The organism is Frankia sp. EI5c (genome assembly GCF_001636565.1).
Lineage (GTDB): Bacteria > Actinomycetota > Actinomycetes > Frankiales > Frankiaceae > Parafrankia.
Genome location: NZ_LRTK01000019.1, coordinates 36,906 through 51,043, shown reverse-complemented (window position 1 = coordinate 51,043; position 14,138 = coordinate 36,906). Strand labels below are relative to the sequence as shown.

Below are 14,138 nucleotides of genomic sequence, written 5' to 3'. Positions count from 1 at the left end.
NGCTCTCCGCCGGCACCGCGGTCGCCAGCATGAACTACCGACTGCTGGCCGCGGACGACGGCGAGGGGGTCATCAAGCCCCTGACCGACGTCGCGCACTGCCTGCAGTACATCCGCTACCACGCCGGTTCGCTGCGGGTCGACCCCGACCGGATCGGCCTCATCGGCAACTCGGCGGGTGCGGGGGCAGCGCTGTGGCTGGCCTTCCATGACGACCTCGCCAGCCCGGGCGCCGCCGACCCCGTGGCCCGGATGTCGACCCGGCCGCAGGCCGTCGCGGTGACCCAGACCCAGGCCACCTACGACATCGTGCGCTGGCAGGACGACGTCTTCGCCGACTACGCCGACCAGCTCGCCCCCGGCCTCCTGCAGCTCATCAGATCCGTCCCCGAGGGACGCCGGATGCTCGGGTTCTACGGAATCCCGGCCTTCGACGACATCAACCGGCCCGACATCGTCGAGTACCGGCACGACGTCGACCTGCTCGGCCTGATGGACGCCGACGACGTCCCGTTCTGGGTCGCCAACGCCCGAACCCCGGAATCGCTGCCGCTGGATTCGGAGATCATGTTCCACCATCCNTGGCATGCCCGCGCGCTGGGCGAGCGGGCGGAGCAGGTCGGCCTGGACGCGGTCGCCACCTGGGGCGAGGGGAAGATCCCCCGGATCTCGCAGGTCGACTACGTTCTGCAACAGCTCCGTCATTGACAGTGGCCGGCACTCGGGTGGACCCGGCATCCAGGTCTCGTCGCCCCGGGCCATGGAACACCCCGCCGAGTGATGTTCCTGCTGTCAGCACGAATTCTTCAGGCTCCTGCGCGCAATCGCGGCCGGGTCGGCGATGTTCTGATGGCTTCCGGTGGGGCAGGAGCAGACGGAGAGCGATGCCTCGGCCACCGGCGGATGGAAGGGGGCCCGGCGAGATGCTTTTCCGTGATCGAACACAGGCGGGCTATGAGCTTGGCCGGCGGCTGTCCGACCTGCGCGGCCAGGACGTGGTGGTGGTCGGGCTGCCCCGCGGCGGCGTGGTCGTCGCCTACCAGGTCGCACGCGCCCTCGGCGCGCCGCTGGACGTCATCGTCGTCCGCAAGCTCGGTGTCCCCGTCCAGCCGGAGCTGGCCATGGGCGCCATCGCCGAGGGGGACGTGCGGGTGGTCAGCGACGAGACGCGCGCGGTCGCCGGCATCACTCCCGCCGACCTCGCCATGGTCGAGGCCCGGGAGCGGGTGGAACTTGACCGCCGGGTTCGGCGCTTCCGGGGGTCCCGGCCGCGGATCCCGCTGCGCGGCCGCACCGTGGTCGTGGTGGATGACGGGATCGCGACCGGCGCGACGGCATCCGCCGCCTGCCAGGCCGTGCGCGCCGCGGGTGCCGCCCGCGTGATCCTGGCCGCGCCGGTCGCGCCGGCGGAGCGGATCCGCTGGCTGCGCGGCGACGCCGACGAGGTGATCACCCTGGCCGTCCCCGAGGAGTTCTTCGCCATCGGCTCCTTCTACGCCGACTTCACCCAGACCTCGGACGAGGAGGTGACGGGCCTGCTGAGGCGGGCCGTACTCACCGCCCCGCCGCCACCCGCCGAGACCGCCAGGACCGCCGAGACCGGTGGCCGGGGCCATCCGGAGCTCGACGTCAGCATCCCCCTGGACACAGCCAGGCTGGCCGGAACGCTCGCCCGGCCGGACCGGGCGCACGGGCTGATCGTGTTCGCCCACGGCAGCGGAAGCAGCCGGCACAGCCCGCGCAACCGGTACGTCGCCGAGGTCCTGGGCGCCGCCGGGTTCGCGACCCTCCTGCTCGATCTCCTCGTCCCGGACGAGGAGGCCGACCGGGCGAACGTGTTCGACATCGGCACGCTCGCCCGCCGGCTGGTGCGGGTCACCCGCTGGCTGCGCGAGGAACCGGCGGTCGCCCGCCTGCCCATCGGCTACTTCGGTGCCAGCACCGGGGCGGCCGCGGCACTGTGGGCGGCGGGCGAGCTCGGCTCCCAGATCACCGCGGTGGTCTCCCGCGGCGGCCGGCCGGATCTGGCCGGCCGCCGGCTGACCCTGGTGACGTCACCGACCCTGCTCATCGTCGGCGAACGGGACGAACTCGTGCTCGACCTCAACCGGCGGGCGCAGTCCGAGCTGCGGTGCGAGAACCACCTGGCGGTGGTGCCGGAGGCCACCCACCTGTTCACCGAGCCGGACGCCCTGGAGACGGTGGCGGCACTGGCACGGGACTGGTTCCTGCACCATCTGGCCCTGGTCGGGCATCCCGGCCGCTGACCGCGGAGCTACCGCAGGGCGGCCAGGTGCGCGCGAAGCCCCTCCCCGTAGGCCGTCGGCGTGCCCGAATAGTCCTTGATCAGCGCGGGGAACCCGCCGCAGTCGTAGGTGTTCCAGGCCCAGCCGAGATAGCTGTCACCGTGGTTGTCGAGCCAGGTCATCGTCCGGTCGCTGAAGTCGTGGTTGCAGTCGCTGTCGCCGAACTCGCCCACCACCAGCGGGACGGCCGCGGACACCGGCGCGATCTGGCTGTCGTAGCAGGAGGGCGTCACACACCCGCCGAAGTCGTACATGTGCCAGCCGGCGGCCAGGTTGCCGCTCGGGTCGGTCGGCCGGCTCGCCAGCCAGCCGGTCAGGTCACCGCCCCAGCCGTTGCCGGTCGCGAGGACGATGTTCGTCGCGCCGGTGCCGCGGACGGCGTCCAGCATGTCCTGCATACCGGCCACCTGGTAGCCGATGCCGCAGTCGCCGCCGTCACGCCAGCAGGCCCAGGAGATGTCGTGGGGCTCGTTGTACAGGTCGAACAGGACGGCCCGGTTGTTCTTGAACGTCGTGGCCACCGAGCGCCAGAAGTCGGGGGCGTGGTCGGCGTCGGCCATCTGCCGCTGGCCGGTGGCCTTCTCCGTTCCGGGGGCGGCCCAGTGCAGGTCGAGGACGGCGGCCATCCCGCGGGCGTTCAGCCGGCCGACGAAGTCGATGATCGCCTGCCGGTAGACCTGGCCGGAGTACTGCGCGGGAGCGCCGTTGATGCCGAGCCAGCAGGTCTCGTTCAGCGGGACCCGCACGGCGTTGACCCGCCAGGCCGCGATGGCCGCCACGGACGCGTCGTCGCTGGGGCCGTCGAAGATTCCCCAGCCCTGGATGCAGGCGTATTCGGTGCCGGACCGGTTCACCCCGAGCAGCCGTACCGGCGCACCGGCGGCGTCGACGATCGACGTGCCGGCGACCCGCAGCCCGGCGATGCTCCCGGTGCCGCCGCCGGCCGGCGGTGGGGACGTCGTCGCGGGGGCGGACGGGCTGGCCGTCGCCGACGGCGACCCCGTGGCCGAGGAGGTCGGCGTGGTGGTCGGCGACGGCGTCCCGCCCGAGGTGGGCGTGCCACCGGCCGGGGAGGCCGGGGGGGTGGCGGGAGTCGCCGGCGCCCCGGTCGTGGCCGGGCCCGGCGCGGTGCCGGGATCCGAGCCGCCCTCGATCGGGGTGCAGCCGCCGAGAACCACCAGCGCGGCGAACCCGATCGCGAGCACCCCGGTCCGCGACGTCATCAGCCGCAACCGCAGCCGTGACCTCAGTCGGGTGCCCAGCCCTGGCCGGATGATCATATTCATCTGTCGTTTTCTCACAAACCTGTCGACGACGTGTCGGTCTCGACCCCCCGGCCAACGGCCCCACCTACTCTGTCGCCGGGCGGGGGCTGAAACGTTGCCAACCGCGCCGAAAACGCACGGACTACGTGTCGCCACCTCGCCCGGAATTCCATGCACGCGAAGGGCGGTCACCACGGGCTGATTCGGCCACGCGTTCCGCACGGGCCTTCTGTCGCTTATCGCGGACGTTCTACGTCGACCAGGCCTACTGGCAGGAACACCGCTGAGCCTGGACCGCCCGGGACGACCCCGTCAGATCCGCATCGTCCGCGCCGGGCGCACGACGATTTCCGGGATGTTCAGGCGCAGCGGGAGGCCAACGACGTAGTACACGGCGTCGGCGATGTCCTCCGGCCGGGCGATGTGGGTCCCCAGCGCATTCTGCGCGGCCTCGAGGACCTTCTCGGGGAGGCGTTCGCCGGGTGCGGTCTCCAGCGGCACCCCGACCAACGCGCCGATGCCGGCCACCGACTCGGGGGTGAAGTTCCGCACCACGTTGGTCGCCACCACACCGGGCAGCAGGGACGTCACCCGGATGTCGTCGTCCTCGAGCTCCCGGCGAAGACCCTCGCTCAGGTACCCGACCGCCGCCTTGGTGGCGCCGTACACGCCGGAGTCGGGCTGCCGGGCCGCGGTCGAGGAGATGTTGACGAGGTGCCCGCCGCTGCCGGTGCGACGCATCGCCCCGACGGCGGCCCGGCAGCCCACGAGCAGGGCGAGCACATTGACGTCGAACATCTCCCGGGCCGCGTCGACCTCCTCGGCGAGGATCGCGCGGTTGCTGGCGATGCCGGCGTTGTTGACCATCACATCCAGCCGGCCGGACTCGTCGGCGACCCGGTCGATCAGGGCGGCGAGCGCGTCGTGGTCGCGCAGGTCCAGCACGTTGGCGGTCGCGGAGCCACCGGCGGCCGCGATCCGGGTGACGGTGGCCGCCATCGGCGGCGCCGTCCGGCCCACCAGGTGCACCGCCGCGCCGGCGGCCCCGAGACGAAGGGCGATCGCCTGGCCGATGCCGCTGGACGCACCCGTCACGATCGCGGTCCGGCCGCGCATCGCCGAGTCACTGGTCATGTCACTCTCCCCGCTACAGTAAACACGAGCGATCGCTCGTGTTTCACGAGCACGGAGAATACGAGTCATCGCTCGCATTCGTCAACGAGGTCCCGCCGCGGGTTAGGGTCCGAGCGTGGCGGCGAACCGCGGAGGAGGGCGTGCGCAGTGGTGCCCCCGAACGAGCTGAGCGCGCCGGCCGGCCCGAAACGCCAGGAGCGCGGCCGCCGCCGGGCGGAGTCGATCCTCGACGCCGCCGAGCAGGTGATCAGCGAGGTCGGTTACGACCCCGCCACCACGAACCTGATCGCCGCGCGGGCCGGTGTCTCCCCCGGCTCGCTGTACCAGTACTTCGCCAACAAGCAGGCGATCGCCGAGGCGCTGGCCCGGCGGTACGTCTCCTACCTCGGCGAGGCCGGCGACAGCCTGGTCGTCCCCGGCCTCGCGCTGCTGCCCACGGCGGTGCTCGTCGACCGGGTCGTCGACCCGCTCCTGGCGTTCAACCTCGCGCATCCGGCGATCAAGGCACTGCTCGCCGGCGCGGGTATCTCCGCGGAGCTCGCCGCCTGCACGCGGTCGCTGCAGGATGACATCTGCGACCGGGTCGAGGCCCTCATCGGCGAAATCGCGCCCCACCGCGACGCCGCCGGCCGCCGCCTCGCCGCGAAGACCTCCTTCCACCTGTTCACCGGCGTGCTCCCGGCCGTCGTCGCGGCCGGCCCGGACGAACGGCCGGGAATGATCCGCGAGCTCAAGGCCGCGATCACCGGCTACTGGAACGCGCTGCGCCTCGACCCGCTCGGCGCGGGCGCACCGCACCGCGCCTGAGAACGCGGCGCGGGCTGCTCAGGCCGCGCGGCCCGGGGCCAGCGCCAGCTGGCCGGCGTGCACCCGCCGCAACATCGTCGTGACCGCGCGAGTGATCTCGGGGAGCGCGTCCCGCAGCCCGGCCTGGGCCTCCTGGTACCGGTGCAGGTCCGGCACCCCGGCGGCGGCGAGCAGCCGCACCGGATCGGCGAGCCGCGCTTCCAGCCAGCCCACCGGGTCGTCGGTGAGCCGCTGGTCGAAGACCCGGTCACCGGGCTCGTTGTGCCGCATCGTGGGGTGGTGGTGGACCCGGTCCCGGCTGCCCGGGCCGGCCGCGATCGACTCCAGCAGATCCACCCGCAACACCGCCTCGTCCACGACGACCCGCTGCGAGGCGTAGACCGATCCCCGCCACGGCTGCCGTTCGACGAGCCGCAGCTCCACCCGTACCCCCCGCTCCGGGCCCTCCTGGCCGGGAGCCGGCTCCGGGTCGACGAAGAAGAGATCCTCGATAACCACGGCAAGTCCGTCGAAGCAAAACATTGTCAGCATGTGCCCACCTTTCGATCGGCGTGGCGCTGGCGTCGGCGGCAGCCCGGCCCGCGCAACAATGCTGGCACGCCGCGCGGGATCCCGTCCGCCGCACCAATCAGGCGTGACCGCCTCGAAACAGGCCGTTTGCGTGGACGACGTCCGGGGTTTCACCGCGCGGGCGACGCCGCGCCCGTACAAATCGGGTCGGCAGACATCGGTCAGTACACGTCGCGCAGATAGCGCCGGTCGGCGGCGAGCTGGCGGACATAGGCGGCCGCGTCGCCTGGGCCCAGCCGGCCGTGGACGGCGACGATGTCGCGCAGTGCCTGGTCGACGTCCCGGGCCATCCGCGCGGCGTCGCCGCATACGTAGATGTGGGCGCCCTCGTTCAGCCAGGCCCACAGCCGCGCCCCCTGCTCACGCATCCGGTCCTGGACGTAGGCCTTGGCCCGTTGGTCACGGGAGAAGGCCAGGTCCAGCCGGGTGAGGACGCCGGCCTCGGCGAGTGCGGCCAGGTCGTCGGCGTAGTAGAAGTCGGTGGCCCGCCGCTGCTCCCCGAAGAACAGCCAGTTGGGCCCGGGCGCGCCGCGGGCCCACCGGTCCTGCAGGAATCCGATGAACGGCGCGATGCCGGTCCCCGGACCGATCATGATCGCCGGGGTGGTGTCATCCGCGGGCGGGCGGAAGTGCGGCGCCCGCCGGACGAAGACCCGGACCGGACGTCCCGCCTCCCCGTCCGCGAGAAACGTCGAGCACACGCCGCCGCGCGGGCGGTCCCCGCTGCCGGTGAACCGGACGACCGACACGGTCAGGCTCACCGTGTGCGGGTCCACCAGCGGTGAGGACGAGATCGAGTACAGCCGCGGGCGCAGCGGCCGCAGCACCGTCAGCCACTCGTCGACGTCGGCGCGCACCGGGTGCTCGGCCAGGACGTCCACGGCCTGCCGGCACCACATCCACTTCGCCAGCTCCAGCTGGTTGTCCGGCCGCAGCAGCGTGCGCAGGTGCCGGTCGCCGGCCCGCTCGGCGACGAACCGCAGCAGGTCGGGCCGCAGGGTGGTGATGTCCAGGCGGTCACGCAACGCCGCGGCCAGCGGCATCCGTCCACCCTCGCCGAGGTCGACGCCGGTGTGCCCGGCGAGGCCGGTGGCGGCGAGCCATTCCGCCACCACGGCGGGGCTGTTCGCCGGCCAGACACCGAGCGCGTCACCGGCCGCGTACTCCGGCCCGCCGCCGGCCAGGTCGAAGGTGAGCCGCCGTACCTCCTTGGCCGATCCGGGCAGGTTCAGGAGCCGGTTTCCGACCAGCGGCGCCGGCCGGGGCGCACTCTCTCGCGGCGGGCCGCCCGGCGCCGGCGCCGTCGCCCGCGCCCGGGGCGCGCCGCCGGCGGCGGGTCGCGGTGCCGGCTGGCCGGCGGGGGCGCCGAGGGCGGTCAGGACGTGCCCCAGCCAGGCGCCGAGAGCGTCGTGGTAGTCGGGTTCGCAGTCGACCCGGTCGACGAGCCGGGACGCGCCGAGCTCGGCCAGGCGCTGGTCGAGGCGGCGGCCGTGGCCGCAGAAGTCCGCGTAGCTGGAGTCGCCGAGGGCGAGCACGGCGTAGCGGCGCCCGTCGAGGCGCGGCGCGCCCGGGGCGCTCATCCCGTCCCAGAAGCCCGCGCCGTTGTCCGGGGCGTCGCCGTCACCGAAGGTGCTGGTCACCACCAGCAGGTCGCCGGGGGCCCGGAGCAGGTCACCGGCCGGAGCCGCCATCTCCTCCAGGTGGGCCTGCCAGCCCGCGTCCCGCAGCCGGTCCCGGACGGTGGCGGCCGCCTCCTGGGCGGTTCCGGTCTGCGAGGCCCACAGCACCCGCACCGCGCGGCCCGCATCGGTGGCGGTCGCGGGCACGCCACGCCGGGTCTGTTCGGGGATGGCGGGGAGACCGGGCGCGGCAACCCTTGCCAGGGTGACGGCGCAGGCCTTCAGCTCGGGCTGGAACGAGATCGGGTCGACGGCGTCACTGGTGACCGCGTTGACGCTGAGCTCCTCGCCGAACAGGTCGTTCCAGTGGAACGGCGCGAAGCAGCCGCCCGGCAGGACCCGGTCGGTGACGACCGCGGGCAGCACGGCCCGACCGCGGCGGGAGGTGATCTCGACCCGGTCACCGGCGGCGAGACCCAGCCCGGCGGCGTCCGTCGGATGAATCTCGACGAACGGGCCGGGATTGAGCCTGTTGAGTTTGGCGACCTTCCCCGACCTGGTGAGGGTGTGCCACTGGTGGGCCAGCCGGCCGGTGTTCAGCAGGAACGGGTAGTCGTCGTCCGGCAGCTCGGCGGGCGGCAGGTGCGGCCGGGGGTGGAAGACCGCCCGGCCGGTCGGTGTCGGGAAGCGCAGCCGTGGGCGGGTACCGTCGGGCCGTTCCAGCACCGGCTGGCTGGCGCCGTCGTTGCGGTAGCGGATCGGGTTCCGCTCCGCCGCGCCGGGAGGCGCCGGCCACTGCACCGGGCCGGAGCGCAGCCGCTCGTAGCTGACGCCACGCAGGTCGTAACCGGTCTCGGGGTTGTGGAAGTGGCGGATCTCGGCGAAGACGTCCTCGGCACCGGCGTAGTCGAAGGCGTCGGCGAACCCCAGCGCGGCCGCCATCCGGGCGATGAGCCGCCAGTCGGGCTCGGCTTCCCCCGGCGGGTCGACGACCTGCCTGGTCAGCGTCAGGTTCCGCTCGGAGTTGACCATGACTCCGTCGCTCTCGCCCCACATCGCCGCCGGCAGGAGCACGTCGGCGTGGGCGCTCGTCTCGGTGTCGGCGTAGGCGTCCTGGACGATGACGAGCTCGGCGGCGGCGAGCCCGGCCAGGACGGTGGAGCGGTTGCCGACGGACGCCACCGGGTTGGTGCAGATGATCCAGCAGGCCCTGATCCGCCCGGACGCCATCCGCTGGAACATCTCGACGGTGCCCCGGCCGACGTCCTGGCGCAGGGTGCCCGGCGGCAGGCCCCAGCGCCGTTCGACGAACGCGCGGTCGGCCTCGACCAGCACCGAACGCTGGCCGGGGAGCCCGGGGCCCAGGTAACCCATCTCCCGGCCGCCCATCGCGTTGGGCTGGCCGGTGAGCGAGAACGGCCCGGCGCCGGGCCGGCAGATCGCCCCGGTCGCCAGATGCAGGTTGACCAGCGCGTTGGTGTTCCAGGTGCCGTGGGTGCTCTGGTTCAGGCCCATCGTCCAGCAGCTCATCCAAGTGCCGCCGGCGGCGCCGATCCACTCGGCGGCCCGGCGCAGGTCGGCTTCGGCGAGCCCGGTCAGCTCGGCTACCGCCGCGGGCCGGTAGTCGGCCAGGAAGCCGGGCATCCGCTCCCAGCCGTCGGTGTGCTCGGCGATGAACTCCCCGTCCAGGTGGCCGCCGTCGGCCAGCAGCCACAGCAGACCGTTGAGCAGCGCCAGGTCCGTCCCCGGACGGATCTGGAGGAACAGGTCGGCCTTGGCCGCGGTGGCGGTCCGGCGCGGGTCGACGACGATCAGCCGGGCGTCGGCGCGCACCCGCTCCATCATCCGCAGGAACAGGATGGGGTGGCAGTCGGCCATGTTCGCCCCGATGACGAGGAAGACCTCGGCGTGGTCGAAGTCGTCGTACGAGCCGGGCGGGCCGTCGGCGCCGAGCGACAGCTTGTAGCCGCTGCTGGCGCTGGCCATGCACAGCCGCGAGTTCGACTCGATCTGGTTGGTGCCGAGGAACCCCTTCGCCAGCTTGTTCGCCAGGTACTGCGCCTCCAGCGTCAGCTGGCCCGACACGTACAGCGCGACCGCGTCCGGCCCGTGCTCGTCGATGATCGACCGCAGCCGGCGCGCGGCCGTGGTGATCGCCTCGTCCAGCGGGACGTCCACCGGTTCCCCGCCGCGTTCGCGGCGCACCCGGGCCGACGCCAGCCGGCCCGGGGCCGCCAGCATCTCGGCGCTGGTCGCGCCCTTCGTGCACAGCCGCCCGCCGTTCGCGGGGTGCGCCCGGTCACCGCTCACCCGGCTGACCCGGCGCCGACCGCCCGTCCCCGTGTCGGTGTCGGTGTCCGTCTCGACGATCATGCCGCAGCCGACACCGCAGTACGAGCACACGGTCCTTGTCCGGGCTGGGGTCACCGGTCCTCCTCACTGGCCGACAGCACGGGCCGGTCGTCGCGCCCCGACCGTAGGTCGGGCGCGTTTCGCCCCGGTCACACCCCACCCGGCCGCCGATGACGACTACCGCACGACGGGTTCCCGGCCCCGGTGAGGACTGTTTTCCCCGCGCGTAACGGGTCGCCGGAGATCGCGAAACAGCGTCTTCCTAACGTGCCCCCATGAACGCACCCAGCACAGACCGGAATCGTACGGGCCGGCGGACCGGCCGGTCCGGACGATGGATCGACGACTGGAACCCGGAAGATCCCGTGTTCTGGCGGGAAACCGGCCGGAAGACCGCCCGCCGCAATCTCGCGCTGTCCGTCCTCGCGGAGCACTTCGGATTCTCCGTGTGGGTTATGTGGAGCATTCTGGTGGTGAAGATGGGGGCGAACGCCGACGGCGGGCCGGGCCCCGCGGGTTTCGCCCTGAGCATCGACCAGCAGCTCTGGCTCGTCGCCGTCCCCTCGGGCGTGGGAGCGTTTCTGCGCCTGCCCTACACCTTCGCGGTGCCGGTGTTCGGCGGCCGCAACTGGACGGTCTTCTCCGCGGTGCTGCTGGTCGTTCCCTGCCTGCTGATGATGTGGGCGGTGCACCACCCCGAGCTGTCCTTCGGGGCGCTGCTGGCGATCGCGGCGGTCGCCGGGGTGGGCGGCGGCAACTTCGCCTCGTCGATGACGAACATCTCGTTCTTCTACCNGGAGAGGGAGAAGGGGTGGGCGCTCGGGCTCAACGCGGCCGGGGGGAACCTCGGGGTCGCCGTTATCCAGAAGCTCGGCGCCGTCCTGATCGCCGCCGGCACCGGAACCGCGCTCGCCCGGATCGGGCTGATCTACATTCCGCTGGCGGTGGTCGCGGCGATCGGGGCACTGCTTTTCATGGACAACCTCTCCGCGGCGAAGGCCGACTTCGGCTCGACCGCGTCGGCGGCCCGGCGCGGCCAGACCTGGATAATGTCCCTGCTCTACATCGGCACCTTCGGTTCCTTCATCGGGTACTCGTCCGCATTCCCCGCGCTGTTGAAGAACCCAGCGCTGTTCAACCGGCCGGACGTCGCGCTCAGCTACGGTTTTCTCGGCGCGCTGGTCGGCTCGGTCGCCCGCCCGCTCGGCGGAAAGCTCGGTGACCGGATCGGCGGCGCCAGGGTGACCGTAGCGGCTTTCGGGGTCATGGCACTGGGCGGTCTCGGCGCGGTGGCGTCGATCGGCCGCCGGGGCGGAATCCTCGACGAGCCGAACTTCGGGCTCTTCTTCGCCTCGTTCATGCTGCTGTTCCTCGCCAGCGGGATCGGGAACGGCTCGACCTACCGGATGATCCCGGCGATCTTCGCCGCCCGCGGGGCCCGGAACGGCGGAACCCCCGCGGCCATGCTCCGGGCCCGGCAGGAGGCCGCCGGCGCCATCGGCATCTGCTCGGCCATCGGCGCCTTCGGTGGCTTCCTGGTACCGATCATCTACGCCGAGTCGAACAAGGCCTACGGGACGATCGCCCCGGCCCTGTGGTTCTACGTCGGCATGTTCGTCGTGCTGGCGGTCGTCACCTGGCTGTGCTACCTGCGCCGCGGCACCGGCGAGACCCGGCCCACCACCCCGGCCGGCCACACCGCCGGTACTGGCGACGACCACGACCTGAGCCCGCGCCACCCGGACGGCTATCCGGCGAGGCACCCGTACGTGGTCAGGATGATGTCGAGGCCCCGGGTGTCGGAGTCGCGCATCCGGTTCATCACGTAGGAGACGGTCAGGCGGTTGTCGGGGTCGAACAGCACCACCGAGCCGCCCCAGCCGCCCCAGGAACAGGTCCGGCCCTCCAGCCGGAAACCCAGGCCGTACCGGGCCGGGGGGCCGCCCAGGACCCGGTCCACGCCGTGGAACTGCTCCTCCCAGGCGCGCGCGCAGCCCGCCGCCGACAGCAGCCGCACGCCTCCCACGGCTCCCCCGCAGGCCAGCACGGCCTGCGCGGCGGCGACCGACCGGGCGTTCCCGTGCCCGTTCGCGGCCGGGATCTCCGCGCGGCGCCAGGCGACCGTGTTGGCCTCGGCGGCGTAGAGCCGCGGGCCGGTCTCCCCCGCGTCTGCCTGGCCGGCGCCGCCCGGGGGGTTCGCCGCCTCCGAGGGCGGCGGGATGACCGGGCAGACGCGGTCGTCGTGCTCCGCCGCCAGCCCGATGTGGAAGTCGGCGCCGAGCGGCCCGGCGACCTCCTCGGCGAAGAACGTTCCCAGCGTGCGGCCGGTGACCCGGCGGATCACCTCACCGACCAGGTAGCCCTGGGTGAGGCTGTGGTAGCCGGCCTGGGTGCCCGGTTCCCAGTCCGGCGCCAGGCCGGCCAGCAGCCCCGTCACGGCGGGCCAGTCGTAGAGATCCCGGATCGTCCCCAGGCCGCGCAGTTCGGGCAGCCCGGCGGTGTGCGACAGCGTGTGGCGGACCAGCACGTTCTCCTTGCCCGCCGCGGCGAACTCGGGCCAGTACCGGGCGACCGGCGCGTCCAGGTCGAGCACGCCGCGGTCGGCGAGGATCAGTGCGCACAGCGCCGTCATCGTCTTCGTCGTCGACCACACGTTGACGATGGTGTCCCGCTCCCAGGCAACGGTGCGGGCCTCGTCGACGTGCCCGCCCCAGATGTCGACCACCGGCTCGCCGTCGACGAGGACGGCGACCGAGGCCCCGCCGTCGCCGAGGTCGAGCTGGGCCGAGAGGACCTCCCGCACCGGTTCGAAGCTGTCAGTGGATGTCCCGTGTACCTCCGCCACGACCCGGGACCCTAGGCCAGATCGCCCAGGCTGGGCCAGTCCGTTTCGGCTTGCCCGCCGCGGGCTCAGATGGTGCCGTGCGCCCGCAGCACGGCCAGCTCGTCGTCACCGACCCCGGCCGCGCGAAGCACGTCGTCGGTGTCGCCGCCGAGCTCCGGCGGCCCGGCGGGCGGCGGTGCGGCCGGCGGCGGTGCGGCCGCCCCCCGCCCGGCGGCGTCGCCGAACCGGAACGGTGCCGCGGGGACCAGCGTGCCCGCGACGTCCACGAGCGTGCCGCGGGCCACGGCATGCGGGTCGCTCACCAGGTCCGGCCCGTCGTTCACGGGGCCGATCGCCGCCTCCGGGCCCGCCGCGACCCAGTCCGCCGCCGGCCTCGTGGCGAACACCTCCTCGAACCGCTCCGCCATCGCCAGCTGCTCGTCCTCGCCGGCCCGCATCCGTTCGACCAGGTCTTCGGCGCCGAGCACCCGGCACAGCGCCCGCCAGCTCCGCGGCTCCGCGGCCGCGACCGTCACCCACCGGCCGTCGGCGCACCGGTAGAGCCGGCGGCCCGCCGCCCAGCCCATGGCGGAGTCGGCACCCGTGAAGCGGCCCGGCGAGGCGGACAGCAGCCAGGTCGCGGCGTCGTCGAGGGAGACGTCGACGAACGAGCCGACGCCGGTGTGCGCCGCCCGGACGAGCGCGGCGGAGACGGCCGAGGCCGCGAGCGCGGCCGCCGTCGGCGCGGCGATCGGCGTCTGCGGCATCCACGGGAGCCGCTGCGCGATCGCGGCCAGCGCGCCCGAGTGGCCGAGGAAGGTGATCTCGTGCCCGCCACGGCCGGCGTACGGGCCGTCGAGGCCGAACGACGACAGATTCGCCCAGACCAGCCGCGGGTTCACCTCGGCCGCCTGCGCGTACCCGAACCCCGCCGCCTCCCGGACACCCGGCGGTGCGCTGTCGACGACGGCAGCCGCCGAGGCGACGAGCCTGCGCAGCACCTCGATCCCGGCGCTGCTGCGGGTGTCGAGCGTGACGGACCGCTTGCCGTGGTTCAGCCCGACGTGGGCCGGCGACGTCCCGGCCGGGCCGCGCAGCGGGTCACCGACCCCCGGCGCCTCGATCTTGACCACCTCGGCACCGAGGTCGGCGAGCAGCCGGGTGCAGTAGCCGCCCGGGAAGGAGCGCGAAAGATCGAGGACCCGGATTCCGCCCAGGGGTGGCTGCACCAGTCGAACCTATCGAGCCCGGCCGAGCCGATC

Annotated in this window: 8 protein-coding genes and 3 pseudogenes; 5 read left to right on the top strand and 6 right to left on the bottom strand. The window is 73.4% G+C overall.

The window, feature by feature from the left end:
• Position 1 precedes the first annotated feature (1 nt).
• Together UG55_RS47020 and UG55_RS11235 are read left to right on the top strand one after the other, a co-directional pair.
• Positions 2-580, top strand: a pseudogene (locus UG55_RS47020) (hypothetical protein); the annotation flags it as partial.
• Positions 581-922: 342 nt separating this feature from the next.
• Positions 923-2,266 (top strand): phosphoribosyltransferase family protein, encoded by a 1,344-nt coding sequence (locus tag UG55_RS11235; protein ID WP_066066804.1) that lies wholly within the window; start codon positions 923-925, stop codon positions 2,264-2,266.
• An 8-nt stretch (positions 2,267-2,274) separates the two neighbouring features.
• Here the strand turns inward: UG55_RS11235 and UG55_RS11230 are convergent, their stop codons facing one another.
• The gene (locus tag UG55_RS11230) at positions 2,275-3,528 is read right to left on the bottom strand and encodes a glycoside hydrolase family 5 protein (RefSeq protein ID WP_242424159.1); all 1,254 of its coding nucleotides are present in this window, start codon (positions 3,526-3,528) and stop codon (positions 2,275-2,277) included.
• Positions 3,529-3,882: 354 nt separating this feature from the next.
• Positions 3,883-4,704, bottom strand: coding sequence for an SDR family oxidoreductase (locus UG55_RS11225; protein ID WP_066066802.1), 822 nt, complete (start codon positions 4,702-4,704; stop codon positions 3,883-3,885).
• Between the two features lie 147 nt (positions 4,705-4,851).
• Between UG55_RS11225 and UG55_RS11220 the strand changes: the two genes are divergently transcribed.
• Positions 4,852-5,511 carry a TetR/AcrR family transcriptional regulator gene (locus UG55_RS11220; protein ID WP_199865106.1) on the top strand — a complete coding sequence of 220 codons (660 nt, stop codon included), beginning with the start codon at positions 4,852-4,854 and terminating at the stop codon, positions 5,509-5,511.
• Positions 5,512-5,529: 18 nt separating this feature from the next.
• Here UG55_RS11220 and UG55_RS11215 read toward each other — a convergent pair whose 3' ends face one another.
• The gene (locus UG55_RS11215; RefSeq protein WP_066066800.1) at positions 5,530-6,042 is read right to left on the bottom strand and encodes a hypothetical protein; all 513 of its coding nucleotides are present in this window, start codon (positions 6,040-6,042) and stop codon (positions 5,530-5,532) included.
• Between the two features lie 200 nt (positions 6,043-6,242).
• Positions 6,243-10,127 carry a bifunctional nitrate reductase/sulfite reductase flavoprotein subunit alpha gene (locus UG55_RS11210; RefSeq protein WP_313954603.1) on the bottom strand — a complete coding sequence of 1,295 codons (3,885 nt, stop codon included), beginning with the start codon at positions 10,125-10,127 and terminating at the stop codon, positions 6,243-6,245.
• 200 nt (positions 10,128-10,327) lie between these two features.
• Between UG55_RS11210 and UG55_RS46215 the strand changes: the two are divergent.
• A pseudogene (locus tag UG55_RS46215) lies at positions 10,328-10,847 on the top strand (MFS transporter); the annotation flags it as partial.
• 1 nt (position 10,848) lies between these two features.
• Positions 10,849-11,881 (top strand): annotated as a pseudogene (locus UG55_RS35480) (hypothetical protein); the annotation flags it as partial.
• Here the strand turns inward: UG55_RS35480 and UG55_RS11200 are convergent.
• Both UG55_RS11200 and UG55_RS11195 read right to left on the bottom strand, forming a co-directional pair.
• Positions 11,800-12,897 carry a serine hydrolase gene (locus UG55_RS11200; protein WP_066066796.1) on the bottom strand — a complete coding sequence of 366 codons (1,098 nt, stop codon included), beginning with the start codon at positions 12,895-12,897 and terminating at the stop codon, positions 11,800-11,802. The pseudogene UG55_RS35480 and the gene UG55_RS11200 sit on opposite strands and share 82 nt — an antisense overlap.
• Positions 12,898-12,962: 65 nt before the next feature.
• Complete coding sequence (locus UG55_RS11195) at positions 12,963-14,105, bottom strand: CaiB/BaiF CoA-transferase family protein (protein ID WP_066066795.1); 1,143 nt, start codon at positions 14,103-14,105, stop codon at positions 12,963-12,965.
• Positions 14,106-14,138: the final 33 nt, after the last annotated feature.

Coding starts and splice junctions, on each gene's coding strand:
- UG55_RS11225 (WP_066066802.1), bottom strand. CDS start 4,704: ATGACCAGTGACTCGGCGATGCGCGGCCGGACCGCGATCGTGACGGGT.
- UG55_RS11215 (WP_066066800.1), bottom strand. CDS start 6,042: ATGCTGACAATGTTTTGCTTCGACGGACTTGCCGTGGTTATCGAGGAT.
- UG55_RS11235 (WP_066066804.1), top strand. CDS start 923: ATGCTTTTCCGTGATCGAACACAGGCGGGCTATGAGCTTGGCCGGCGG.
- UG55_RS11230 (WP_242424159.1), bottom strand. CDS start 3,528: ATGACGTCGCGGACCGGGGTGCTCGCGATCGGGTTCGCCGCGCTGGTG.